Consider the following 24250-nt stretch of genomic DNA (forward strand, 5'->3'; position numbering starts at 1 on the left):
CCTTTTTTAGCAGTTCGTTGTCCTGCTTCAGTTGGCGAAGCTCCGCCTCAAGCTGGCGGATTCGTTGCTGCTCCGGCGTCAAAGGCTTGCCGATTCCAGGTTGCCCCGAGAGCTCGGCCTCATACTGTTGGAGCCAACGGCGCACAGCCGTTTCCCCCAGGTTCATGTCTCGACAGACCTGCGCAACGCTCAGGCCCTGATCCTTGATCATCTGGACGACTTGCAGCTTGAAGCTGACATCGAAGGATCGACGTTTACGGCTCATGAATGACTCCTCGTTTCAGTGGATTTTCCACCTATCGAGGTGTCCGCGGGAATTGAACCACCGCAGTCACATTGAAATCCAGGCGCGCCTGCTCCAGCGCTTCGAAACTCTCGTAAATCGGCAGCTTATCCAACATCTCCCGCCGGAGCTTCCAGTTTCCGGCCGGCAGGCGCTCCCGCGGCTGAATCGTATCCACCCCGATCTTGTGGCTTTCCGGCCGATGATCGCCGACGTTCTTCTCGATGGCTGCCTCGATCCATTGCCACTTCGAAAACTGTTGGTCTTCTGTAACCAGCCGGAAGGGAACGGGATAGAGGCGGATCAAGTTTCCGTTGGCGTCCATCCCAGCGACACAGGACGTCTCCATGTATGTCGCACTGGGTGAGGGATAGGTCTTACATAGGATGAGTATGCGAGCTTTCCTTCTCATAGCGCCCCAAATCCTTTTGGTTAGTTCGCTAATTTAGCGAGGTGGCTACGGTATGGCCAAGGTACTCAAGGTCTCGTTTGGCTGAGTATTGAAGAATATCGCCATGCAGAGGACACAGCGGTCGGCTCAGTACGAGCCGGCGACGGCCCGTACAGGCTTTGTTCCTGACGATCAGTGTAGAGCGTGCCTAAATCGATTACTCCACCGTCACCGACTTGGCCAGGTTGCGCGGCTGGTCGACGTCGGTGCCGCGCAGCACGGCGACGTGGTACGACAGCAGCTGCAGCGGCACGGTGTAGAGGATCGGCGAGAGCACGTCGTGGATGTGCGGCATCTTCACCAGCAGCGTGCCCTCGCCGTTCTCGATGCCGGCCTCGCGGTCGGCGAACACGATCAGCTCGCCGCCGCGCGCGCGGACTTCCTGCAGGTTGGACTTGAGCTTCTCCAGCAGCTCGTTGTTCGGCGCCACCGTCACCACCGGCATGTGCGCATCCACCAGCGCCAGCGGGCCGTGCTTGAGCTCGCCGGCCGGATAGGCCTCGGCGTGGATGTAGGAAATCTCCTTGAGCTTCAGCGCCCCTTCCATGGCCACCGGGTATTGCTCGCCGCGGCCGAGGAACAGCGTGTGCTGCTTCTCGGCGAAGTGCTCGGCCACCTCCTCGATGCGCGGGTCCATGGCCAGCGCCTCGCCAAGACGGGTCGGTAGCCGCCGCAATTCCTCCACCAGAGTGCGTTCGAGCTCGCCGTCGAGGGTCCCGCGTACACGGCCGAGGGACAGGGTCAGCAGCAGCAGGCCGACCAGCTGGGTGGTGAAGGCCTTGGTCGAGGCGACGCCGATCTCCGGGCCGGCCTGGGTCAGCAGGGTCAGGTCGGACTCGCGCACCAGCGAGCTGGTGCCGACGTTGCAGATCGCCAGGCTGGCCAGGTAGCCGGCGGCCTTGGCATTGCGCAGCGCGGCCAGAGTGTCGGCGGTCTCCCCGGACTGCGAGATGGTGACGAACAGGGTGTCGGGCTGGACCACCACCTTGCGGTAGCGGAACTCGCTGGCGACCTCGACCTGGCACGGCAGCCCGGCCAGCGCCTCCAGCCAGTAACGCGCAACCATCCCGGCGTGGTAGCTGGTGCCGCAGGCGACGATCTGCACGTTGCGGACCCGGGCGAACAGCTCGGCGGCCTGCGGGCCGAAGGCCTGGGGCAGCACCTGGTCGGCACCGAGCCGGTTTTCCAGGGCGCGCTGCACGACCTTCGGCTGCTCGTGGATCTCCTTGAGCATGAAGTGACGGAACTCGCCCTTGTCCGCCGCTTCGGCGCCTTCGTGGTACTGCACCGGCTCGCGCTGCACCGGCACGCCGGTCACGTCCCAGATGCGCACGGCATCGCGGCGGATTTCGGCGATGTCGCCCTCCTCCAGGTACAGGAAGCGGTCGGTGACCTGGCGCAGGGCAAGCTGGTCGGAGGCGAGGAAGTTCTCGCCGAGGCCGAGCCCGATCACCAGCGGGCTGCCGCTGCGCGCGGCGAGGATACGGTCCGGCTGGCGCGTGCTGATGACCGCCAGGCCATAGGCGCCGTGCAGTTCCTTCACCGCCGCCTGCAGCGCTGCGGCGAGGTCGCCGAGGGCGTCGAGCTTCTGGCGCAGCAGGTGCACGATGACCTCGGTGTCGGTATCCGAGGTGAATTCGTAGCCCTCGGCCTGCAGGCGCCGGCGCAGCGCCTCGTGATTCTCGATGATGCCGTTGTGCACCACCGCCAGCTCGTTGCCGGACAGGTGCGGATGGGCGTTGCGCTCGCAGGGCGCGCCATGGGTGGCCCAGCGCGTGTGGGCGATGCCGAGTCTCCCGCCGAGCTCGGTTTCGCGCAGGGCCTGTTCCAGCTCGGCGACCTTGCCGCTACGCCGCAGCCGCTGCAGCTGCCCGGCGGCATCCAGCACCGCCAGTCCGGCGCTGTCGTAGCCGCGGTATTCCAGGCGCTTGAGGCCTTCGAGCAGGATGGCGGTGATGTTGCGCTCGGCGACGGCGCCTACGATGCCACACATGAGCAAGTCTCCTATGGATGGGCGGCCGCGGCGCAGATCAGCCTGACGCCGCGGGCCTGGATGCGATCGCGGGCCTCGTCGGCCAGGCGCTCGTCGGTGATGAGGGTGTTGATGCTGCTCCAGGGCAGCTCCAGGTTGGGAATGCGTCGGCCGATCTTGTCCGATTCGGCGAGCACGATCACCTCGCGCGCCACCTCGGCCATGACCCGCGACAGATCCAGCAGTTCGTTGAAGGTGGTGGTGCCACGCTCCAGGTCGATGCCGTCGGCGCCGATGAACAGCTGGTCGAAATCGTAGGAGCGCAGCACCTGCTCGGCGACCTGGCCCTGGAAGGATTCCGAATGCGGATCCCAGGTACCGCCGGTCATCAGCAGCGCCGGCTCGTGCTCCAGTTCGCGCAGGGCGTTGGCCACGTTCAGCGAGTTGGTCATGACCACCAGCCCGGGCTTGCGGCCGAGTTCCGGAACCATGGCGGCGGTGGTGCTGCCGCTGTCGAGGATGATCCGCGCGTGCTCGCGGATGCAGCCGACCGCGGCGCGGGCGATGCCCAGCTTGAAGGGCGAGACCGGCTGCGTGCCGTCGGCGATGAGCTCCTGCGGCAACGGCACCGCGCCACCGTAGCGGCGCAGCAGCAGGCCGTTCTTCTCCAGCGCGTTGAGGTCCTTGCGGATGGTGACCTCGGACGTAGCAAACTCGCGGGCGAGCGCTTCGACGCTCACCTCGCCCTGCTCGGCGAGCCTGGCGAGAATGGCGTGACGGCGCTGCGGCGTGTTTCGCTTCGACATCGTTAGTTTCGATTCGTAAGTTGATAGGCGCGAATCAAAACATAACGAAGGGATGGGCTGCAAGTGCCCCTGGTGGGCTGAAGCCCACCCTACGGGACACCGACCTTCGTAGGGTGGGCCGGGCGAGGCTCCGCTTCAACCCACCATCCAATCCCCCGTCAGACACGGGCGATCCCGTTCGCGGCTCAGACCGGCTTCTTCTTCACCGGCCGCTTCCAGCCCTCGATGTTGCGCTGACGCGCGCGGCCCACCGCCAGGGTGTCGGCCGGGACGTCGCCGGTGATCACCGAGCCGGCGCCGGTGGTGGCGCCGGCGCCGAGCGTGACCGGCGCCACCAGCGCGCTGTTCGAGCCGATGAAGACGTCTTCGCCGAGTTCGGTGCGGTGCTTGTTGGCGCCGTCGTAGTTGCAGGTGATGGTGCCGGCGCCGATGTTGCTGCGGGCGCCGATGCGGGCGTCGCCGAGATAGCTCAGGTGGCCGGCCTTGGCGCCCTCGCCGAGGCGGGCGTTCTTCAGCTCGACGAAGTTGCCGACGTGTGCCCGGGCCCCCAGCACGGTGCCCGGCCGCAGCCGTGCGAACGGACCGCAGTCGGCCCCCTCGCCCAGCTCGGCGCCTTCCAGGTGACTGTTGGCCTTGACCACGGCGCCGCGGCGCAGGGTGCTGTCGCGCACCACGCAGTTCGGACCGATCTGCACGCCGTCCTCGATGACCACCCGGCCTTCGAGGATGACGTTGACGTCGATGACCACGTCGCGTCCGACGCTGACCTCGCCGCGCAGGTCGAAGCGCGCCGGATCCAGCAGGGTCACGCCCTGGGCCATCAGCCGCCGCGCGCTGCGCTGCTGGTAATGACGCTCGAGCTCGGCCAGCTGCATGCGGTCGTTGGCGCCCTGCACCTCCATCGCCGCCTGCGGCTGCTCGGTGGCCACCACCAGCCCGTCGGCCACCGCCATGGCGATCACGTCGGTCAGGTAGTACTCGCCCTGCACGTTGTCGTTCGAAAGCCGCTGCAGCCAGCCGGCCAGGCGCTCGCCGGGTACCGCCAGGATGCCGGTGTTGCCCTCGCGGATCCGCCGCTGTTCGGGCGAGGCGTCCTTGTGCTCGACGATCGCCTGCACCTGCCCGTCCGTGCCGCGAACGATGCGCCCGTAGCCGGTGGGGTCGTCCAGCTCGACGGTGAGCAGGGCGATCTGCCGAGGGCCGACCCTGGCCAGCAGGCGCTCCAGGGTCTGCGTCTCGATCAGCGGCACGTCGCCGTAGAGGATCAGCACGCGTTCGGCGTCCAGCCCCGGCAGCGCCTGGGCCACGGCATGGCCGGTGCCCAGCTGCTCGGCCTGCAGGAAGAAGCCTAGGTCCGGGGCGTCCAGCCGCTCGCGAACCTGTTCGGCACCGTGCCCGACCACCACGCGGATGCCGCCGGGCGCCAGCTCGCGCGCGGTGTCGAGCACGTGCCCGAGCATGGGCTTGCCGGCGACGGGGTGGAGCACCTTGGGCAGGGCCGAGCGCATGCGGGTACCCTGGCCGGCGGCGAGAACGATGACTTCGAGGCTCATGCAGAAACTCCGTTGGTGACCCGGGAAAAGGCCGGTGCATTGGCGTGGCCGGGCGTCGGCCTGAAAGGCGGAATTCTAGCGGGGAGCGCCACCGGCCCGAAACCGCCGGCTACCCGATGGCTGCCGACGGGCGAAAAAGAAAAGGGCAGCCGAAGCTGCCCTTTCCTTGTGACGCGATCGCTCAGCGCTTGGCCTGGCGACGCAACTGCTGGATGGTCCGCAGCTGGGCCGCGGCTTCGGCGAGCTGCGCCGAGGCGGCGCCGTAGTTGAACTCGGACCCCTTGGCGTTGAGCGCCTTTTCCGCGGCCTGGACCGCTTCCTGGGCCGCCGCCTCGTCGAGGTCGCCGGCACGCAGCGCGGTGTCGGCCAGGACCTTCACCATGCTCGGCTGCACTTCGAGGAAGCCGCCGGAGATGTAGTACACCTCCTCTTCGCCACCCTGCTTGACCAGACGGATCGGGCCCGGACGCAGGTCGGTGAGCAACGGCGCATGGCCCGGCGCGATCCCCAGATCGCCGAGGAAGCCATGGGCGATGACCATCTCGACCAGACCCGAGAAGATTTCACCTTCGGCGCTGACGATATCGCAATGGACTGACATAGCCATATCTAACCTCACGTATCGGCCCGTCGACCCGGCCCTTGCGCCTGCCCTGCGGTGCGTGGCCAGGGCCCTGGAGCCCCATCACGCCGCATGACCGGCCGACCGTACTGGCGGACGAACCGCGGCGCCCGTCGCCGGGCGCACGGATTACAGTTTCTTGGCTTTCTCGATGGCTTCTTCGATGCCGCCGACCATGTAGAACGCCTGCTCCGGCAGGTGGTCGTAGTCGCCGTTGAGAATGCCCTTGAAGCCAGCGATGGTGTCCTTCAGCGACACGTACTTGCCCGGCGAGCCGGTGAACACTTCGGCCACGAAGAACGGCTGCGACAGGAAGCGCTGGATCTTGCGCGCACGGGATACGAGCTGCTTGTCGGATTCCGACAGTTCGTCCATACCCAGGATCGCGATGATGTCCTTGAGCTCCTTGTAGCGCTGCAGCACGTACTGCACGCCGCGGGCGGTCTCGTAGTGCTCCGTGCCGATCACGTTCGGGTCCAGCTGACGCGAGGTCGAGTCGAGCGGATCGACCGCCGGGTAGATACCCAAGGAGGCGATGTCACGCGACAGTACGACGGTGGCGTCGAGGTGGGCGAAGGTGGTCGCCGGCGACGGGTCGGTCAGGTCGTCCGCGGGAACGTAGACGGCCTGGATCGAGGTGATCGAGCCCTTCTTGGTGGAGGTGATGCGCTCCTGCAGCACGCCCATTTCCTCGGCCAGGGTCGGCTGGTAGCCCACCGCCGACGGCATACGGCCGAGCAACGCGGACACCTCGGTGCCGGCCAGGGTGTAACGGTAGATGTTGTCGACGAACAGCAGAACGTCGCGGCCTTCATCGCGGAACTTCTCGGCCATGGTCAGGCCGGTCAGGGCGACGCGCAGACGGTTGCCTGGCGGCTCGTTCATCTGGCCGTACACCAGGGCGACCTTGTCGAGAACGTTGGAGTCCTTCATCTCGTGGTAGAAGTCGTTCCCTTCACGGGTACGCTCGCCCACGCCGGCGAACACGGAGTAGCCGCTGTGCTCGATGGCGATGTTGCGGATCAGTTCCATCATGTTCACGGTCTTGCCGACGCCGGCGCCGCCGAACAGGCCGACCTTGCCGCCCTTGGCGAACGGGCAGACCAGGTCGATCACCTTGATGCCGGTTTCCAGCAGCTCGTTGCCGCCCGCCTGCTCGGCGTAGCTCGGCGCCTGGCGGTGGATGCCCCAGCGCTCTTCCTCGCCGATCGGGCCGGCTTCGTCGATGGGGTTGCCCAGCACGTCCATGATCCGGCCCAGGGTCGCCTTGCCGACCGGAACGGAAATGGCGGCGCCGGTGTTGTTCACGTTCAGGCCACGCTTGAGGCCTTCGGTGGAACCCATGGCGATCGAACGGACGATGCCGTCGCCCAGCTGCTGCTGGACTTCCAGGGTGGTTTCGGCGCCGACGACTTTCAGCGCGTCATAGACGTTCGGCACCTGATCACGCGGAAACTCCACGTCGATGACGGCGCCGATGATTTGAACGATACGTCCACTGCTCATCTTCTGGTCCTCTGAATATTTGAACCGGTCTTAAACCGCGGCTGCGCCGCCAACGATTTCGGAAATTTCCTGGGTGATCGCCGCCTGGCGGGCCTTGTTGTAGACCAGCTGAAGCTCGTTGATCAGTTCGCCGGCGTTGTCGGTGGCGTTCTTCATCGCGATCATCCGCGCCGCCTGCTCGGCCGCGTTGTTCTCGACCACCGCCTGGTACACCTGCGACTCCACGTAGCGCACCATCAGGCCCTCGAGCAGCTGCTTGGCGTCGGGTTCGTACAGGTAGTCCCAGTGGTGCTGAAGCTCCTGGCTCTCGTCGGCGACCAGCGGAACCAGCTGCTCGACGGTGGGCTTCTGCGTCATGGTGTTGACGAACTTGTTCGAGACCACGTACAGGCGATCGATGCGACCTTCGAGATAGGCGTCGAGCATCACCTTGATGCTGCCGATCAGATCGCCGATCGACGGGGCCTCGCCCAGGTGGCTAATCGCCGCGACGACGTTGCCGCCGAAGCTGCGGAAGAACGAAGCACCCTTGCTGCCGATCACCGCCAGGTCGATTTCCACCGAGCGCTCGCGCTGAACGCCCATGTCCTTGACCAGCACCTTGAACAGGTTGGTGTTCAGGCCGCCGGCCAGGCCGCGATCGGAGGTCACCACGATATAGCCGACGCGCTTGACCTCACGCTCGACCATGAACGGGTGCCGGTACTCCGGGTTGGCGTTGGCCAGGTGGCCGATCACCTGCCGGATGCGCTCGGCGTAGGGACGGCTGGCCGCCATGCGCATCTGGGCCTTGCGCATCTTGCTGACCGCCACCTTTTCCATGGCGCTGGTGATCTTTTGCGTGCTTTTGATGCTCGCAATCTTGCTGCGAATCTCTTTTGCGCCTGCCATTTCACACCTTTCGGGTTAGCAGGCGGGCGTCACCGGGACGCCCGCTGCGGCTTACCAGGTTTGGGTGCTCTTGAACTTCTCGATGCCGGCCTTGATGCCTGCGTCGATCTCGTCGTTGAAGTCACCCTTCTCGTTGATCTTCGCCATCAGGTCGGCGTGATCACGGTTGAAGTAGGCAATCAGCGCGGCTTCGAAGCTGCCGATCTTGGCCAGCTCGACATCGCTCAGGTATCCGCGCTCGGCGGCGTACAGCGACAGCGCCATCTCGGCGATGGACATCGGCGCGTACTGCTTCTGCTTCATCAGCTCGGTGACGCGCTGACCGTGCTCGAGCTGCTTGCGGGTGGCTTCGTCGAGGTCCGAGGCGAACTGGGCGAAGGCCGCCAGTTCACGGTACTGCGCCAGCGCGGTACGGATGCCGCCGGAGAGCTTCTTGATGATCTTGGTCTGGGCCGCGCCACCGACACGGGATACCGAGATACCGGCGTTGACCGCCGGACGGATGCCCGAGTTGAACAGCGAGGCTTCGAGGAAGATCTGGCCGTCGGTGATCGAGATCACGTTGGTCGGAACGAACGCGGACACGTCGCCGGCCTGGGTTTCGATCAGCGGCAGCGCGGTCAGCGAACCGGTCTTGCCCTTCACCGCGCCCTGGGTGAACTGCTCCACGTACTCCTCGGACACGCGCGAGGCGCGCTCCAGCAGACGGCTGTGGAGGTAGAACACGTCGCCCGGGTAGGCTTCGCGGCCCGGCGGGCGGCGCAGCAGCAGGGAGATCTGGCGGTAGGCCACGGCCTGCTTGGACAGGTCGTCATAGACGATCAACGCGTCTTCGCCGCGGTCGCGGAAGTATTCGCCCATGGTGCAGCCGGCGTACGGAGCGAGGAACTGCAGGGCCGCCGATTCGGACGCCGAGGCGGCGACCACGATGGTGTTCTGCAGCGCGCCGTTCTCTTCCAGCTTGCGCACCACGTTGGCGATGGTCGACTGCTTCTGGCCGATCGCGACGTAGACGCAGCGGATGCCGCTGTTCTTCTGGTTGATGATGGCGTCGACGGCCAGGGCGGTCTTGCCGATCTGGCGGTCGCCGATGATCAGCTCGCGCTGGCCGCGGCCGATCGGGATCATGGCATCGACGGCCTTGTAGCCGGTCTGCACCGGCTGGTCGACCGACTTACGCCAGATCACGCCCGGCGCGACCTTTTCCACCGCGTCGGTGGCGGCGGCGTTGATCGGGCCCTTGCCGTCGATCGGGTTGCCCAGCGCATCGACCACGCGGCCGAGCAGCTCGGGACCGACCGGCACCTCGAGGATGCGACCGGTGCACTTGGCGCTCATGCCTTCGGCCAGGCCCAGGTAGTTGCCCAGCACGACCGCGCCGACCGAGTCCTGCTCGAGGTTCAGCGCCATGCCGTAGACGCCGCCCGGGAACTCGATCATCTCGCCGTACATCACGTCGGCCAGGCCGTAGATGCGCACGATGCCGTCGGAGACGCTGACGATGGTGCCCTCGTTGCGGGCCTGGGAGGACACATCGAGCTTCTCGATGCGTCCCTTGATGATTTCACTAATTTCGGAAGGATTGAGTTGCTGCATTGCTCTGCTGCCCCTTCAAACTCAAGATTTCAACGCTTCGGCCAGTTTCGCGAGCTTGCCGCGAACCGAGCCATCGATAACCAGGTCGCCGGCGCGGATCACGACACCACCGATGAGGGCGGGGTCTTCCGCGGCGTGCAGACGCACTTCCCGGCTGAGCCGTGCGCTGAGAACCTTGGCGAGTTTGTCTTGCTGTTCTGCGCTCAATGCGAAGGCACTGGTCACTTCGACGTCCACCGACCTCTCCTGCTCGGCCTTGTATAGCTCGAACAGCTCGGAGATCTCGGGCAGCAGCGCCAGGCGCTCATTCTCTGCCAGTACGTGGATGAAGTTCTGTGCCTGGGCGTCGAACTCGTTGCCGCACACCTCGATGAAGGCGCCGGCTTTCTCTGCACTCGTCAGACGCGGGGCCTTGAGCACTTGCTGCATGCGGTCGTCTTTGGCAACCGCCGCAGCCAGGCCGAGCATGGCCGACCAGGAGGCCAGCTGCTGATGGGCCTGGGCGTACTCGAAAGCAGCCTTGGCGTAAGGTCGGGCCAGCGTGGTCAGTTCTGCCATGATCGCCCTCGCTTAGATTTCGGCAGCCAGTTTATCAACCAGCTCCGCGTGCGCGTTTCGATCGATAGTGGCACCCAGGATCTTCTCGGCACCGCCGACGGCCAGCACGCCCACCTGGGCCCGCAGGGCGTCCTTGACGCTGTTGAGTTCCTGTTCGATCTCGGCCTGAGCCTGAGCCTTGATGCGGTCGCCTTCGCCACGGGCCTGTTCACGGGCCTCTTCGACGATCTGGTTCGCGCGCTTCTTGGCCTGCTCGATGATTTCGGCTGCCTGAGCCTTCGCTTCGCGCAGTTGCTCGCCCACTTTTTCCTGGGCCAGCTCCAGATCACGATTTGCGCGGTTGGCAGCGTCCAGGCCGTCCGCAATCTTCTTCTGGCGCTCGCGCAGAGCCGTGATGACCGGAGGCCACACGAACTTCATGCAGAACAGCACGAAGATGAAGAAGGCAACGGACTGGCCAATCAGGGTTGCATTAATGTTCACGCCAACACCTCGCTCGTTCGTTGTCCGTCAAACCATTCCACCCAGAGGAGGAATGGCTCAGCCGGCGATTTGACCAACGAAGGGGTTCGCGAAGGTGAAGAACAGGGCGATACCGACACCGATCATGGTCACGGCATCGAGCAGACCGGCGACGATGAACATTTTCACCTGCAGCATGGGGACCATTTCCGGCTGACGCGCCGCGCCTTCCAGGAACTTGCCGCCCAGCAGACCGAAGCCGATGGCGGTACCCAGGGCACCCAGACCAATCAGCAGGGCAACGGCGATCGCGGTGAGACCAACTACAGTTTCCATTTTTCCTCCGACACTATGTCGTCTTGGTTTAAGGGTTTGGTATTGCTAAAGGATCAGTGATCGTTGTCTTCATGCGCCATCGACAGGTAGACGATCGTCAGCATCATGAAGATGAACGCCTGCAGCACGATGATCAGAATGTGGAACACGGCCCACGCCCACTGCAGCACGATACCCAGACCGCCGAGGACCACGCCGTTGGCGAACATGATCGCGATCAGGATGAAAATCAGCTCACCGGCATAGAGGTTGCCGAACAGTCGCAGGGCCAGGGAGACCGGCTTGGCGATCAGGGTGACGAATTCGAGCAGGAAGTTGACCGGCACCAGCAGGATCTGCACGGCCATGTTCTTGCTGCTGAAGGGGTGCAGGGTCAGTTCGCCGAGGAAGCCGCCGATGCCCTTGACCTTGACGCTGTAGAACAGGATCAGCGCGAACACCGAGATGGCCAGGCCGAGCGTGGCGTTCGGGTCGGTGGTCGGCACCACGCGGAAGAACAGGTGCTCGTTGCCGGTGATGGTCGCCGCCAGCATCGGCAGCCAGTCCACCGGAATCAGGTCCATGAAGTTCATCAGGAACACCCAGACGAAGATCGTCAGGGCCAGCGGCGCGATCAGCGGATTGCGCCCGTGGAAGGTGTCGCGCACGCTGCCGTCGACGAATTCGACGAGCACCTCGACGAAGTTCTGCAGGCCGCCGGGCTGGCCTGAGGTGGCGCGCTTGGCCGCCATGCGGAAGAGGAAGATGAACACCAGGCCGAGGAACACGGACCAGCCAAGGGTATCGACGTGGAACGCCCAGAAGCCCATCTCCTTGGCTTCGGCGGCGGTGTGGGCAAAGCTCCAGCCGTTGACCGGATGCTGGCCGAAGGTGAGGTTCGTCAGGTGGTGCTGGATATAACCCGAAGCGTTCTCTGCTGCCATGTGTGCCTCAACGCATCAATTCGTAATTCTTCTCTTCACCAGCAGGGGTGAGAACCAGCCGACCGCCTGGGTCAGCAGGAAGACCCCGAACACGGCCAGCGCGTCCAGCGGCTTCACCCCTGCAAACGTCAGCGCGAACAGCACTGCCGTGAGAACCAGTTTTCCCGCTTCGCCGGCGTAGAACGACCGGACGATGCTCTGTGCCGCGCGGGCGCCGCTGAAGCGGAACGCCTTGCGGGCGAAATAGAGATTGGGCAGGAAGGCGATCATCCCTCCGCACAACCCCGAGTAGCCCGCTACCGATCCCTGCCACAGCCACAACCCGAGCGGCGTCGCGAGCGCGACGCCCAGCTGGACCATGAGCACGGGAAACACCGGGAGACGATGGAAGGGCAGGCGGTTTGGCGTGCGTGCGTCCAACGTCTGCATTCCCTCGATAGATCCTGGCAATGATCGCTTGGCATGCTTTATGCCCGCGAAAATGCGCGCAGAGTATAGGTTTGCTGACGGGGCGGTTCAACCTGCCGGTAGTGAATTCCGACTGCCCGCTACACGGCAAACATGTGCAATTGTTTCAGCGAATATGCGCGAGCACGCCCTGCAGTTCGTCGAGGGAACTGTAGCGGATCACCAGCTGCCCCTTGCCCTTGCGCCCGTGGCGGATCTGCACCGGCGAGCCCAGGCGCTCGGCCAGCCGCTGTTCCAGGCGGGTGATGTCGGGGTCGGCAGCGGGCTTGGCCACCGGTGTTTCCTTGGCATTGAGCCACTGCCGGACGAGGGCCTCGGTCTGCCGCACGGTCAGACCCTGTGCGACAACATGCCGCGCGCCCTCGACCTGCCGTTCCGCCGGCAGCCCGAGCAGTGCGCGGGCATGGCCCATCTCCAGGTCGCCATGGGAGAGCAGGGTCTTGATCTCGTCCGGCAGGGCGATCAGGCGCAGCAGGTTGCTCACCGTCACCCGCGACTTGCCCACCGCGTCGGCGACCTGCTGCTGGGTGAGCTGGAATTCCTGCTGCAGGCGCTGCAGGGCGAAGGCCTCCTCGATCGGGTTGAGGTCCTCGCGCTGGATGTTCTCGATCAGCGCCATGGCGATGGCGGCCTCGTCCGGCACCTCGCGCACCAGCGCCGGGATGCTGTCCAGCCCGGCCAGCTGGCTGGCGCGCCAGCGGCGTTCGCCGGCGATGATCTCGAAGCGGTTGCCGGCCAGCGGCCGGACCACGATCGGCTGCATCAGGCCCTGGGCCTTGATCGAGGCCGCCAGCTCTTCCAGCGCGGTCGGATCCATGTCGCGCCGCGGCTGGTACTTGCCGCGCTGGACGCGTTCGATCGGCAGATGCTGCAGCTCGCGCGTGTCGGCCTTGGCGGCCTCCTCCTGCATGGCCGTGACGGTCGTGCCGCCCAGCAGGGCATCGAGCCCGCGGCCCAGGCCTCTTTTCTTCGTCGCCATCGGGATTCCTTATGCGTGGGCCGCCCGCGCGACGCGGCGCTGACGGCGGGACAGCTCGCTGGCGAGCGCCAGGTAGGCGAGCGCTCCGCGGGACTGCTTGTCGTAGACCAGCGCCGGCATGCCGTGGCTGGGCGCTTCGGCCAGGCGCACGTTGCGCGGGATCACCGTCTCGTAGAGGCGGTCGCCGAAGTGCGCCTTGAGCTGGTCGGAGACTTCGATCGTCAGGCTGCTGCGCGGGTCGTACATGGTCCGCAGCAGCCCCTCTATCTTCAGCTCGGGGTTCAGCGCCTGGGCGATCCGCTGGATCGAGTTGACCAGGTCGCTGAGCCCTTCGAGCGCGTAGTACTCGCACTGCATCGGGATGATCACCCCGTCGGCCGCGGCCAGCGCGTTGATCGTCAGCATGGACAGCGACGGCGGGCAATCGATCAGGATGTAGTCGTAGTTCTCCCGCACCGGCGCCAGCGCCTCGCGCAGGCGGTGCTCCTTGGCCGGCAGGTTGAGCAGCGCGACCTCCGCGGCGGTGAGGTCGCGGTTGGCCGGCAGCAGCTGGTAGCCGCCGTGCTCGGAGAACTGCATGGCGTCGACCAGGCTGCACTCGCCGATCAGCACGTCGTAGATCGAGTGCTCCAGCGCCAGCTTGTCCACCCCGCTACCGGTGGTGGCGTTGCCCTGCGGGTCGAGATCGATGAGCAGCACGCGGCGGCGGGTGGCGACCAGGGATGCCGCCAGGTTGATGCAGGTGGTGGTCTTGGCGACGCCCCCCTTCTGGTTGGCGACGGCGAATACTCTGGCCATGGTCAGTCTGTCCGGGTCATGAGGTGCGGCGCAGTATCAGCAGATGCCGCTGCCCTTGGCAACCGGGCACGTCCAGCAGGTGGCAGTGCTCCACATGGAAGTCGGCCGGCAGCGCCTGCAGCTCGTCGTCGGGCTGCACGCCCTTCATCGCCAGCCAGCGCGTGGCGGCGTCGCCGAGGTGGCGGGTCCAGTTGGCGAAGTCGGCGAGCGCGCTGAATGCCCGCGAGACGATGCCGGCGAACGGCTGCGACGGACGGAAGGCCTCGACCCGGCTCTGCACCACCTCCAGGTTGCCGAGCCCGAGCTCGAGCTTGACCTGGGTGAGGAAGCGGGTCTTCTTGCCGTTGCCGTCGAGCAGCGTGAAGCGCCGCTCGGGAAACAGGATCGCCAGCGGCACCCCGGGCATGCCGCCGCCGCTGCCGACGTCCAGCCAGGTGTCGCCGCCGGCCGCGACATGCGGCGCGATGCTCAGGCTGTCGAGCAGGTGCCGCGACACCATCTCGTCCGGATCGCGCACCGCAGTCAGGTTGTAGGCCTTGTTCCACTTCACCAGCAGCGCCAGGTAGGCCAGCAGGCGCTCCTGCTGCTCGGCCGTGCAGGCCAGGCCCAGTGCGCGGATGCCGGCGGCGAGCTCCTCGGCCTGGCGGGGGCTGACGGTGGTCATCAGGCGCTCTGCTCCAGGCGGGCGCCGGCGCCGCGCTTCTTCAGGTGGATCAGCAGCAGCGACACGGCCGCCGGGGTGACGCCGGGAATCCGCGAGGCCTGGCCGAGCGTTTCCGGACGGGCCTGAGCGAGCTTGTGCTGGATTTCCTTGGACAGCCCGGAGATCGTCGCGTAGTCCAGGTCGGCCGGCAGCCGCGTGGCCTCGCTGGCGCGCAGGCGGGCGATCTCGTCCTGCTGGCGGTCGATGTAGCCGGCGTACTTGGTCTTGATCTCGACCTGCTCGGCGACCTGCGCCTCGGCCGCCTCACCGCCGGTGGCCTCGATCAGCCCGGGATAGTCGATCTCCGGGCGCGCAAGCAGGTTGAGCAGGTTGTATTCGCGGGTCAGCGCGCTGCCGAAGCGGGCCGCCAGGGCCTCGGCCTCGGGCGTGCCGGGACGCACCCAGCTGCTCTTCAGGCGCTGTTCCTCGCGCTCGATGCCCTCGCGCTTGGCGCAGAAGGCCGCCCAGCGGGCGTCGTCCACCAGGCCGAGCGCGCGGCCCTGCTCGGTCAGGCGCAGGTCGGCGTTGTCCTCGCGCAGGATCAGCCGGTACTCGGCGCGCGAGGTGAACATGCGGTAGGGCTCCTGGGTGCCGAGGGTGATCAGGTCGTCCACCAGCACGCCGAGGTAGGCCTCGTCGCGGCGCGGGCACCAGCTGTCCCGGCCCTGCGCGCGCAGCGCGGCGTTGGCGCCGGCGAGCAGGCCCTGGGCGCCGGCTTCCTCGTAGCCGGTGGTGCCGTTGATCTGGCCGGCGAAGAACAGCCCGCCGATCACCTTGGTCTCCAGGCTGTACTTCAGGTCGCGCGGATCGAAGTAGTCGTATTCGATGGCGTAGCCCGGGCGGACGATGTGGGCGTTCTCCATGCCGCGGATGCTGCGCACGATCTGCAATTGCACGTCGAACGGCAGCGAGGTGGAGATGCCGTTGGGGTACAGCTCGTGGGTGGTCAGCCCCTCGGGCTCGAGGAAGACCTGGTGGCTGTCCTTGTCGGCGAAGCGGTGGATCTTGTCCTCGATCGACGGGCAGTAGCGCGGCCCGACACCCTCGATGACGCCGGAGTACATCGGCGAGCGGTCGAGGTTGGCGGCGATGATCTCATGGGTGCGCGCGTTGGTATGGGTGATCCAGCAACTGACCTGCGCCGGGTGCTGCTCGCGGCTGCCGAGGAAGGACATCACCGGCAGCGGCGTGTCGCCCGGCTGCTCGGTCATCACCGTGAAGTCGACGCTGCGCCCGTCGATGCGCGGCGGCGTGCCGGTCTTCAGCCGGCCGACGCGCAGCGGCAGTTCGCGCAGGCGCTGGGCCAGGGCGATCGAGGGCGGATCGCCGGCGCGACCGCCGGAATAGTTCTGCAGGCCGATGTGGATAAGCCCGCCGAGGAAGGTGCCGGTGGTCAGCACCACATTCCCGGCGAGCAAGCGCAGGCCCATCTGGGTGACCACGCCGCACACCTGGTCCTGCTCGACGATCAGGTCCTCGGCGGCCTGCTGGAATATCCACAGGTTCGGCTGGTTCTCCAGCATCTGCCGGATCGCCGCCTTGTACAGCACGCGGTCGGCCTGCGCGCGGGTGGCGCGCACGGCCGGGCCCTTGCGGCTGTTGAGCACGCGGAACTGGATGCCGCCGAGGTCGGTGGCAGTGGCCATGGCGCCGCCGAGCGCATCGATCTCCTTGACCAAGTGGCTCTTGCCGATGCCGCCAATCGCCGGGTTGCAGCTCATCTGCCCGAGGGTTTCCACGTTGTGGGTCAGCAGCAGGGTTTTCACGCCCATGCGCGCGGCTGCCAGCGCCGCCTCGGTGCCGGCATGGCCGCCGCCGATGACGATGACGTCGAAACGGGTTGGGAAATCCACAGGAACCTCGTACGAGGGGAGAAAAACAGGCGCGGAAGTATAGGGAATTCACCGCTCTTTAAGAAGCGTCCTGGCCAAAAAATGACCAGTTGCGCCCTTGGCGGCGCCTTGCCTGGGCAAACAGAAATAAACAAAAGAAAGAAAGAATTCTTTAAAGCCTGTTTTTATGTTTATTCCTATGCAGCCTCTTTTCTGTGGATAACCGCGTTCAGCCCAGACATGGCTAGGCCTGCAGACAAGGATAAGCCTGTCGGATTCAGGTGGGGAGACGGTGTGCTTCCGGTACAGTGCCTGTGCATAAGCCGGGTGGTTGTCCACAGCGGCGTTCATCCACCCTTCGTGCAGCGGCTTGTCTACCGGGCTCAGGCAGCCTTTTCCACAGGGTACGGCGAGGCTGAAACCGACCGGTGGGCGTCCGGTCGGCTGGCGTATCAAAGGGGAAGGTGTGGCGAGGAAGGCTTACTTGCCGATGCAGAAGCTGGAGAAGATCCGCCCGAGCAGGTCGTCGGAGCTGAAGGCGCCGGTGATTTCGCCGAGCGCCTGCTGGGCCTGGCGCAGGTCCTCGGCCAGCAGTTCGCCGGCGCCCATGGCGGTAAGCTGGGTGCGGCCGTGGGCGAGGCTGGCGGCGGCCTGCCTGAGCGCTTCCAGGTGGCGCCGGCGGGCGCTGAAACCGCCTTCGGCGGTCTGGTCGTAGCCCATGCAGGCCTTCAGGTGTTCGCGCAGCAGCGACATGCCCTCGCCGCTGCGGGCGGACAGGGCGACGGTCAGTGGCGCGTCGGCCGGCTGCTCGATGCCGGCGGGTTCGCCGAGCAGGTCGATCTTGTTGCGCACCAGGGTCACCCTGGCCGGGTCCGGCGCGCGCTCCAGGAATTCCGGCCAGAGCGCCATCGGGTCGCCGGCCTCGGCCGCGGTGGCGTCGACCACCAGCAGGATGCGGTCGGCCTGCTCGATGGCCGCCAGCGCGCGCTGCACGCCGATGCGCTCGACCTGGTCGCTGGCCTGCCGCAGGCCAGCGGTGTCGATCACGTGCAGCGGCATGCCGTCTATGTGGATATGTTCGCGCAGCACGTCGCGGGTGGTACCGGCGATATCGGTGACGATCGCCGCCTCGCGCTCGGCCAGCGCATTGAGCAGGCTCGACTTGCCGGCGTTCGGCCGGCCGGCGATCACCACCGTCATGCCTTCGCGCAGCAGCGCGCCCTGCCCTGCCTCGCGCAGTACCCGGTCGAGCTCGGCTTGCAGTGCCTGCAACTGGCCGAGCACGTGGCCATCGGCGAGAAAGTCGATCTCCTCCTCGGGGAAATCGATGGCCGCCTCGACGTAGATGCGCAGCTGGACCAGCTGCTCGGTGAGCGCGCCGACCCGCTCGGAGAAGGCTCCCTGCAGGGAACGTACGGCATTGCGCGCGGCCTGCGCCGAGCTGGCCTCGATCAGGTCGGCGATGGCCTCGGCCTGGGCCAGGTCGAGCTTGTCGTTGAGAAAGGCGCGCTCGCTGAACTCGCCGGGGCGCGCCAGCCGGGCGCCGAGTTCGACGCAGCGGTCGAGCAGCAGGTCGAGCACCACCGGCCCGCCGTGGCCCTGCAGCTCGAGCACGTCCTCGCCGGTGAACGAGTGCGGGCCGGGGAAGAACAGCAGGATCCCTTCGTCGATCACCTCGCCGTCGTCGGCGTACCAGGGCCCGTGGTGGGCATGGCGCGGACGGGGCTCGCGGCCGCTCAGGATGATGGCGATGGCCCGGGCGCGCGGCCCGGACACCCGGACGATGCCGACGCCGCCCCGGCCGGGGGCGGTGGCGACGGCGGTGATGGTCTGCTGGACAGGGCTCACGGGGACCTCCGGAGGGCAGATAGCAAAACGCCCCGATCACGGGGCGTTCGCTAGGCTGTGGTGGCGTCAGGCCGTCTTGGCGCTGCGTTCGATCTGCCGGGTAATGTACCACTGCTGCGCAATCGACAAGCAGTTGTTGACCACCCAGTAGAGCACCAGGCCGGCCGGGAACCAGAGGAAGAAGAAGGTGAAGATGATCGGCATCAGCTTCATCACGCGGGCCTGCATGGGATCCGGCGGCGTCGGGTTGAGCAGCTGCTGGATGAACATGGTCGCGCCCATAATGATCGGCAGGATGAAGAACGGATCCTTCACCGACAGGTCGGTGATCCAGAACATCCAGGGCGCCTGGCGCATCTCGACGCTTTCCAGTAGCACCCAGTAGAGCGCCAGGAACACCGGCATTTGCACCAGGATCGGCAGGCAGCCGCCGAGCGGGTTGATCTTCTCCTTCTTGTACAACTCCATCATCGCCTGGGACATCTTCTGGCGATCGTCGCCGTACTGCTCCTTGAGCGCCTGCATCTTCGGCGAAACCGCGCGCATGCGCGCCATCGACCTGTAGCTGGCGGCCGACAGCGGGAAGAAGGCCAGCTTGATGAGGACGGTCAGCACGATGATCGACCAGCCCCAGTTGCCGAGCAGCGCGTGGATGTGTTCCAGCAGCCAGAAGATCGGCTGGGCGAGGAACCACAGGAAGCCGTAGTCGACAGTCAGGCGCAGGCCGGGCGACAGCGCCTCGAGCTTGTCCTGCAGCTTCGGGCCGGCATAGAGGGTGGCGCCCACTTCGCCCTGCTGGCCGGCGGGCACAGTGACCGCCTGGCCGGTGAAGCCGATGATGTAGTTGCCCTGGCTGTCCTTGCGCGTCTGCACCTGGTTCAGGCTTTGCGGGTCGGGAATCCAGGCGGTGACGAAGTAGTGCTGCAGCCAGGCGATCCAGCCGCCCTGGACGCTTTCGCGCAGGCGCTGGTTGTCCATGTCCTTCATGGACACCTTGCGATAGGGCTCGTCGGCGGTCCACAGGGCGGCACCCAGGTAGGTCGCGGTGCCGGTGGCGGTGCTGGAGGACGGGTCGCCGCTGCTGTCGCGCTTGAGCTGGCCGAACATGTGGCCGGTCCAGGCTTCGCCGCTCTGGTTGTCGATGAGGTACTTGACGCCGAGGTCGTAGTCGCCGCGCTGGAAGACGAAGCGCTTGACGTAATTGACCCCGTCGGCGCTGTAGGTCAGGTCGACCACCAGCTCGTCCTGGCCTTCGGCGAGGGTGTAGCTGGTCTGGGCGCTGCTGTACAGCGGCCGTCCGGTGGCGCGGTCCGGACCATCGCCGATCAGCCCGCTCTGCGCCTCGTAGGTGCGCTCGGCACTGCGCTCGAAGAGCTGGAAGGGCACGTCCGGACGGTCCTGGCGGCGCGGGTACTGAGGCAGGGCGAGGTTGACGATGTCGCCGCCGCGCGGGTCGATGGCCAGGTCCAGCACGTCGGTGCGTACGCGAATCAGCTGGCCGCCGGCGGCGTTGCCGGCCACTGCGGCAGGCTGGTCGTTGGCGACCGACGGAATGTCCTGCGCGCCGTTGGCCGTGCCGGCCTGTGGCACGTCGGGCAGGCTCGCGTCGGAGGTCTGTGTCTGGGAGGCGGGTTCGGGAAGCGCCGCCTGCCCGTAGTCCTGGTTCCACTGCAGAACCAGCAGGTAAGCCACCACCGCCAGGGCGACAAGCAGGATCGAGCGTTTGATATCCATGGTTACTCGGCCATCGGGGAAGTTGAAGAGGGGGTGCGAGGCGGCACCGGGTCATAGCCCCCCGGGTTCCAGGGGTGGCAGCGGCCGAGCCGGCGCAGACCCAGCCAGCCCCCACGCAGCAGGCCATGCGTCTCGATGGCCTCGTAGGTGTAGCAGGAACAGCTGGGGTAGAAACGGCAATGACTGGCCATCAAGGGGCTGATGGCATAGCGGTAGAACTGGATGGAAGCGAGGGCCAGTTTACGCATCGTCAGTCTTGGCCGGTGGAGTCTTGTCCGGGGCAGGGCTTCGGAGCAGTCGACGCCAGAGCTTGGCGCACTGCCGGGAAAGTTCGGCGTTATCGAGATCGCCGAGACCCTTGCGGGCGACGATCACCAGATCCCAGCCCTGCAGATCGGCCTGATGATGGCGGAAGGATTCGCGCATCTGGCGTTTGAGCCGATTGCGCTCGACGGCCAGCTTGACGCTCTTCTTGCCGATCACCAGCCCCAGGCGGGGATGGTCCAGTCCGTTCGGACGGGCCAGGAGCAGTACATGCCTACCTGGCACCTTGCCGGTTGGGGAGTCGAAGACTGCCTTGAACCGGGCGGGGGTCAGCAGTCGCTTTTCCCGGCCGAAGCCTCGACTCACCGGAATGTCCGGTTGCTTCAGACGGTCAGGCGCTTGCGGCCTTTGGCGCGACGACGCGACAGCACCTGACGGCCGTTCTTGGTAGCCATGCGGGCACGGAAACCGTGGGTGCGAGCGCGCTTGAGGGTGCTGGGTTGGAAAGTGCGTTTCATGATGCGTTTACCTGGGTGGTCCACTACGGGCCGGAATGGCCCCCGTTAAAGAGACCGGCGATTGTAGTGAAGCGGCGTGCGCAGGTCAATTTCCAACCAGCACGTGCAGGCTGGAAATCAATAAGACATGAAGAAAGAGAGAAAGCTTTTCTGAATCTTTAATTTCTCTTAGCCAGCCGGCTTTCTGTGGATAAGCCTTCTCAACGCACGGGACGTCTGGCTTCCAGCCGGTGGGCAGCCCGGTGGGAAAACCCTGGGTTCAGGGTGCAAGGGCTATGCACAGGCTGGGGACGAACCAGCGTTTCATCCACAGGGCAGGGTTGTCCGCCGGATCCTCATGGGTTTTTCCCCAGTGCTGGGCCCGGGTTTTCCACAGGGTTGGCCGGCATGGCGGAGGCGCCATTGCGTTCTGGCAGTCCATCGGTGAAGACCTTGCGAAGGGGCTTCTGTTGTGGATAACCGCCTGGCCGGCAGCTAGAATAGACGGCCATTCGCACCGCGGGCGGGGCCCGCCGGCCGCGTTCGTCACCCATGAAGAGGAAGCCTGGTGTCCGTTGAACTTTGGCAGCAGTGCATCGAGTCGTTACGCGATGAGCTGCCGGCTCAGCAATTCAATACCTGGATCCGCCCGCTTCAGGTCGAGGCCGATGGCGACGAGTTGCGCGTGTATGCGCCCAATCGCTTCGTGCTCGACTGGGTGAACGAAAAGTACCTGACCCGGCTGATGGAACTGATGGGCGAGCGTTCGCCCGGGCTGGCGCCGGCCCTGTCGCTGGCGATCGGCAGCAAGCGCACCGCGGCCAATGCCCTGCCCTCGTCCGCCGCCCGCGCCGCTGCGCCGGTGCCGGTCGCGCAGCAGCCGATCGCCGAGGCGATACAGGCAGCGGTGGCATTGGACGAGCCGGCGCAGGTCCAGGCCGCCGAACCGCCGCCGGTCCGCGCGGAGCGCAACGTCCAGGTCGAGGGCGCGCTCAAGCACACCAGCTACCTGAACCGCACCTTCACCTTCGAGAACTTCGTCGAGGGCAAGTCCAACCAGCTGGCGCGCGCCGCTGCCTGGCAGGTCGCCGACAACCCCAAGCACGGCTACAACCCGCTCTTCCTTTATGGCGGCGTCGGCCTCGGCAAGACCCACCTGATGCACGCGGTAGGCAACCACCTGCTGAAGAAGAACCCGAACGCCAAGGTGGTCTACCTGCACTCGGAGCGCTTCGTCGCCGACATGGTCAAGGCGCTGCAGCTCAACGCCATCAACGAGTTCAAGCGCTTCTACCGTTCGGTGGACGCGCTGCTGATCGACGACATCCAGTTCTTCGCCAAGAAGGAACGCTCCCAGGAGGAGTTCTTCCACACCTTCAATGCGCTGCTCGAGGGCGGCCAGCAGGTGATCCTCACCAGCGACCGCTACCCGAAGGAGATAGACGGCCTCGAGGAGCGCCTGAAGTCGCGCTTCGGATGGGGTCTGACCGTAGCGGTCGAGCCGCCGGAACTGGAGACCCGGGTCGCCATCCTGATGAAGAAGGCCGAGCAGGCGCGGGTCGAGCTGCCGCACGACGCCGCCTTCTTCGTCGCCCAGCGCATCCGCTCCAACGTCCGCGAGCTCGAGGGCGCGCTCAAGCGGGTGATCGCCCATGCCCACTTCATGGGGCGCGACATCACCATCGAGCTGATCCGCGAGTCGCTCAAGGACCTGCTCGCGCTGCAGGACAAGCTGGTGAGCATCGACAACATCCAGCGCACCGTGGCCGAGTACTACAAGATAAAGGTGTCCGACCTGCTCTCGAAGCGGCGCTCGCGTTCGGTGGCGCGCCCGCGGCAGGTCGCCATGGCGCTGTCCAAGGAATTGACCAACCACAGCCTGCCGGAGATCGGCGATGCCTTCGGCGGGCGGGATCACACCACTGTGCTGCATGCATGCCGTAAGATCGCCGAACTGCGCGAGTCCGACGCGGACATCCGCGAGGACTACAAGAACCTGCTGCGTACGCTGACGACCTGATCGACGCGGCCATCCAACATAGGCAAGGGACCAGATCATGCATTTCACCATCCAGCGCGAAGCCCTGTTGAAACCCCTGCAGCTGGTCGCCGGCGTCGTCGAACGCCGGCAGACCTTGCCGGTCCTGTCCAACGTGCTGCTGTCGGTCGACGGCCAGCAGCTGTCGCTCACCGGCACCGACCTGGAAGTCGAGCTGGTCGGGCGGGTCGCGCTGGAGGATGCCGCCGAGCCCGGCGAGATCACCGTGCCGGCGCGCAAGCTGATGGACATCTGTAAGAGCCTGCCGGCCGACGCGGCGATCGACGTTCGCCTCGACGACCAGAAGGTGGTGGTCAAGTCCGGTCGCAGCCGCTTCACACTCTCGACGCTGCCGGCCAACGATTTCCCCACCGTCGAGGAAGGTCCCGGCTCGATGACTTTCACCCTGCCGCAGGCCAGGGTGCGCCGGCTGATCGAGCGCAGCAGCTTCGCCATGGCGCAGCAGGACGTCCGCTACTACCTCAATGGCATGCTGCTGGAAGTGTCCAGCGGCATGCTGCGCGCCGTGGCCACCGACGGCCACCGTCTGGCCATGTGCTCGATGCAGGCCGGCATCGAACAGGTCGACCGCCACCAGGTGATCGTGCCCCGCAAGGGCATTCTCGAGCTGGCCCGCCTGCTCACCGACCAGGACGGCGAGGTCGGCATCGTGCTCGGCCAGCACCACATCCGCGCCACCACCGGCGAGTTCACCTTCACCTCGAAGCTGGTCGACGGCAAGTTCCCTGACTACGAGCGCGTGCTGCCGCGCGGCGGCGACAAGCTGGTGACCGGCGATCGCCAGCTGTTGCGCGAAGCCTTCAGCCGTACCGCGATCCTCTCCAACGAGAAATACCGCGGCATCCGCCTGATGCTCGACAACGGCCTGCTGAAGATCCAGGCGAACAACCCGGAGCAGGAGGAGGCCGAGGAAGAGGTGGTCGTCGACTACAACGGCGGCGCGCTGGAGATCGGTTTCAACGTCAGCTACCTGCTGGACGTGCTCGGCGTCATGACCAGCGAGCAGGTGCGCCTGGTGCTGTCCGACGCCAACAGCAGCGCCCTGCTGCAGGAAGCCGACAACGACGATTCGTCGTACGTCGTCATGCCGATGCGGTTGTAATCGCCAC

Annotated in this window: 26 protein-coding genes; 2 read left to right on the forward strand and 24 right to left on the reverse strand. The window is 66.0% G+C overall.

Annotated features, from left to right (window positions below; all coding sequences use genetic code 11):
- From H610_RS0120870 to rpmH, 24 genes are all read right to left on the reverse strand, one after another.
- A partial coding sequence (locus tag H610_RS0120870; protein ID WP_028241474.1) for an IS3 family transposase occupies nucleotides 1-265 on the reverse strand: 265 nt, incomplete at its 3' end.
- Nucleotides 266-296: 31 nt separating this feature from the next.
- Nucleotides 297-608 (reverse strand): hypothetical protein, encoded by a 312-nt coding sequence (locus H610_RS24330; RefSeq protein WP_201768388.1) that lies wholly within the window; start codon nucleotides 606-608, stop codon nucleotides 297-299.
- Nucleotides 609-891: 283 nt separating this feature from the next.
- Nucleotides 892-2727 carry a glutamine--fructose-6-phosphate transaminase (isomerizing) gene (glmS, locus tag H610_RS0120880; protein ID WP_028241475.1) on the reverse strand — a complete coding sequence of 612 codons (1836 nt, stop codon included), beginning with the start codon at nucleotides 2725-2727 and terminating at the stop codon, nucleotides 892-894.
- 11 nt (nucleotides 2728-2738) lie between these two features.
- Nucleotides 2739-3512, reverse strand: a complete 774-nt coding sequence (locus tag H610_RS0120885) for a DeoR/GlpR family DNA-binding transcription regulator (protein ID WP_028241476.1) — start codon at nucleotides 3510-3512, stop codon at nucleotides 2739-2741.
- Between the two features lie 185 nt (nucleotides 3513-3697).
- Complete coding sequence (glmU, locus tag H610_RS0120890) at nucleotides 3698-5065, reverse strand: bifunctional UDP-N-acetylglucosamine diphosphorylase/glucosamine-1-phosphate N-acetyltransferase GlmU (RefSeq protein WP_028241477.1); 1368 nt, start codon at nucleotides 5063-5065, stop codon at nucleotides 3698-3700.
- Nucleotides 5066-5246: 181 nt separating this feature from the next.
- On the reverse strand, nucleotides 5247-5672 hold the full coding sequence (locus H610_RS0120895; RefSeq protein WP_028241478.1) for a F0F1 ATP synthase subunit epsilon: 426 nt from the start codon (nucleotides 5670-5672) through the stop codon (nucleotides 5247-5249).
- Nucleotides 5673-5816: 144 nt separating this feature from the next.
- Nucleotides 5817-7193 (reverse strand): F0F1 ATP synthase subunit beta, encoded by a 1377-nt coding sequence (gene atpD, locus H610_RS0120900; protein ID WP_028241479.1) that lies wholly within the window; start codon nucleotides 7191-7193, stop codon nucleotides 5817-5819.
- Between the two features lie 30 nt (nucleotides 7194-7223).
- A complete protein-coding gene (gene atpG, locus H610_RS0120905) occupies nucleotides 7224-8084 on the reverse strand; it encodes a F0F1 ATP synthase subunit gamma (RefSeq protein WP_028241480.1) in 861 nt (286 codons plus the stop codon).
- A gap of 51 nt (nucleotides 8085-8135) precedes the next feature.
- The gene (gene atpA / locus H610_RS0120910; protein WP_028241481.1) at nucleotides 8136-9680 is read right to left on the reverse strand and encodes a F0F1 ATP synthase subunit alpha; all 1545 of its coding nucleotides are present in this window, start codon (nucleotides 9678-9680) and stop codon (nucleotides 8136-8138) included.
- Nucleotides 9681-9701: 21 nt separating this feature from the next.
- Nucleotides 9702-10238 (reverse strand): F0F1 ATP synthase subunit delta, encoded by a 537-nt coding sequence (locus H610_RS0120915; RefSeq protein WP_028241482.1) that lies wholly within the window; start codon nucleotides 10236-10238, stop codon nucleotides 9702-9704.
- Nucleotides 10239-10250: 12 nt separating this feature from the next.
- Complete coding sequence (locus tag H610_RS0120920; RefSeq protein ID WP_028241483.1) at nucleotides 10251-10721, reverse strand: F0F1 ATP synthase subunit B; 471 nt, start codon at nucleotides 10719-10721, stop codon at nucleotides 10251-10253.
- 57 nt (nucleotides 10722-10778) lie between these two features.
- A complete protein-coding gene (atpE, locus tag H610_RS0120925; RefSeq protein ID WP_003097235.1) occupies nucleotides 10779-11036 on the reverse strand; it encodes a F0F1 ATP synthase subunit C in 258 nt (85 codons plus the stop codon).
- A gap of 53 nt (nucleotides 11037-11089) precedes the next feature.
- Nucleotides 11090-11959: a F0F1 ATP synthase subunit A gene (atpB, locus tag H610_RS0120930; RefSeq protein WP_028241484.1), complete on the reverse strand. Its 870-nt coding sequence runs from the start codon at nucleotides 11957-11959 to the stop codon at nucleotides 11090-11092.
- Between the two features lie 15 nt (nucleotides 11960-11974).
- Nucleotides 11975-12379, reverse strand: coding sequence for a F0F1 ATP synthase subunit I (locus H610_RS0120935; protein ID WP_028241485.1), 405 nt, complete (start codon nucleotides 12377-12379; stop codon nucleotides 11975-11977).
- A 154-nt stretch (nucleotides 12380-12533) separates the two neighbouring features.
- The gene (locus tag H610_RS0120940; protein WP_028241486.1) at nucleotides 12534-13406 is read right to left on the reverse strand and encodes a ParB/RepB/Spo0J family partition protein; all 873 of its coding nucleotides are present in this window, start codon (nucleotides 13404-13406) and stop codon (nucleotides 12534-12536) included.
- A 9-nt stretch (nucleotides 13407-13415) separates the two neighbouring features.
- Nucleotides 13416-14204, reverse strand: a complete 789-nt coding sequence (locus H610_RS0120945) for a ParA family protein (RefSeq protein WP_028241487.1) — start codon at nucleotides 14202-14204, stop codon at nucleotides 13416-13418.
- Nucleotides 14205-14220: 16 nt separating this feature from the next.
- On the reverse strand, nucleotides 14221-14868 hold the full coding sequence (gene rsmG / locus H610_RS0120950) for a 16S rRNA (guanine(527)-N(7))-methyltransferase RsmG (protein WP_028241488.1): 648 nt from the start codon (nucleotides 14866-14868) through the stop codon (nucleotides 14221-14223).
- Complete coding sequence (gene mnmG / locus H610_RS0120955; RefSeq protein WP_028241489.1) at nucleotides 14868-16760, reverse strand: tRNA uridine-5-carboxymethylaminomethyl(34) synthesis enzyme MnmG; 1893 nt, start codon at nucleotides 16758-16760, stop codon at nucleotides 14868-14870. The genes rsmG and mnmG overlap by 1 nt, the downstream gene beginning before the upstream one ends.
- 48 nt (nucleotides 16761-16808) lie before the next feature.
- On the reverse strand, nucleotides 16809-17090 hold the full coding sequence (locus H610_RS25625; RefSeq protein WP_152529141.1) for a hypothetical protein: 282 nt from the start codon (nucleotides 17088-17090) through the stop codon (nucleotides 16809-16811).
- Nucleotides 17091-17219: 129 nt separating this feature from the next.
- Entirely contained in the window at nucleotides 17220-18587 is a 1368-nt protein-coding gene (mnmE, locus tag H610_RS0120960; RefSeq protein ID WP_028241490.1) for a tRNA uridine-5-carboxymethylaminomethyl(34) synthesis GTPase MnmE, read from the reverse strand.
- Nucleotides 18588-18653: 66 nt separating this feature from the next.
- On the reverse strand, nucleotides 18654-20321 hold the full coding sequence (gene yidC / locus H610_RS0120965) for a membrane protein insertase YidC (protein ID WP_028241491.1): 1668 nt from the start codon (nucleotides 20319-20321) through the stop codon (nucleotides 18654-18656).
- Between the two features lie 2 nt (nucleotides 20322-20323).
- Complete coding sequence (gene yidD, locus H610_RS25220) at nucleotides 20324-20569, reverse strand: membrane protein insertion efficiency factor YidD (RefSeq protein WP_084166520.1); 246 nt, start codon at nucleotides 20567-20569, stop codon at nucleotides 20324-20326.
- On the reverse strand, nucleotides 20562-20951 hold the full coding sequence (gene rnpA / locus H610_RS25225) for a ribonuclease P protein component (RefSeq protein WP_084166521.1): 390 nt from the start codon (nucleotides 20949-20951) through the stop codon (nucleotides 20562-20564). The genes yidD and rnpA overlap by 8 nt, the downstream gene beginning before the upstream one ends.
- Nucleotides 20952-20968: 17 nt before the next feature.
- A complete protein-coding gene (rpmH, locus tag H610_RS25230; protein WP_003458028.1) occupies nucleotides 20969-21103 on the reverse strand; it encodes a 50S ribosomal protein L34 in 135 nt (44 codons plus the stop codon).
- A gap of 547 nt (nucleotides 21104-21650) precedes the next feature.
- Between rpmH and dnaA the strand changes: the two genes are divergently transcribed.
- A complete protein-coding gene (gene dnaA / locus H610_RS0120975) occupies nucleotides 21651-23102 on the forward strand; it encodes a chromosomal replication initiator protein DnaA (protein WP_028241492.1) in 1452 nt (483 codons plus the stop codon).
- A gap of 37 nt (nucleotides 23103-23139) precedes the next feature.
- Nucleotides 23140-24243 carry a DNA polymerase III subunit beta gene (dnaN, locus tag H610_RS0120980; RefSeq protein WP_028241493.1) on the forward strand — a complete coding sequence of 368 codons (1104 nt, stop codon included), beginning with the start codon at nucleotides 23140-23142 and terminating at the stop codon, nucleotides 24241-24243.
- The last annotated feature ends 7 nt before the right edge of the window (nucleotides 24244-24250 follow it).

Source organism: Stutzerimonas azotifigens DSM 17556 (genome assembly GCF_000425625.1).
Lineage (GTDB): Bacteria > Pseudomonadota > Gammaproteobacteria > Pseudomonadales > Pseudomonadaceae > Stutzerimonas > Stutzerimonas azotifigens.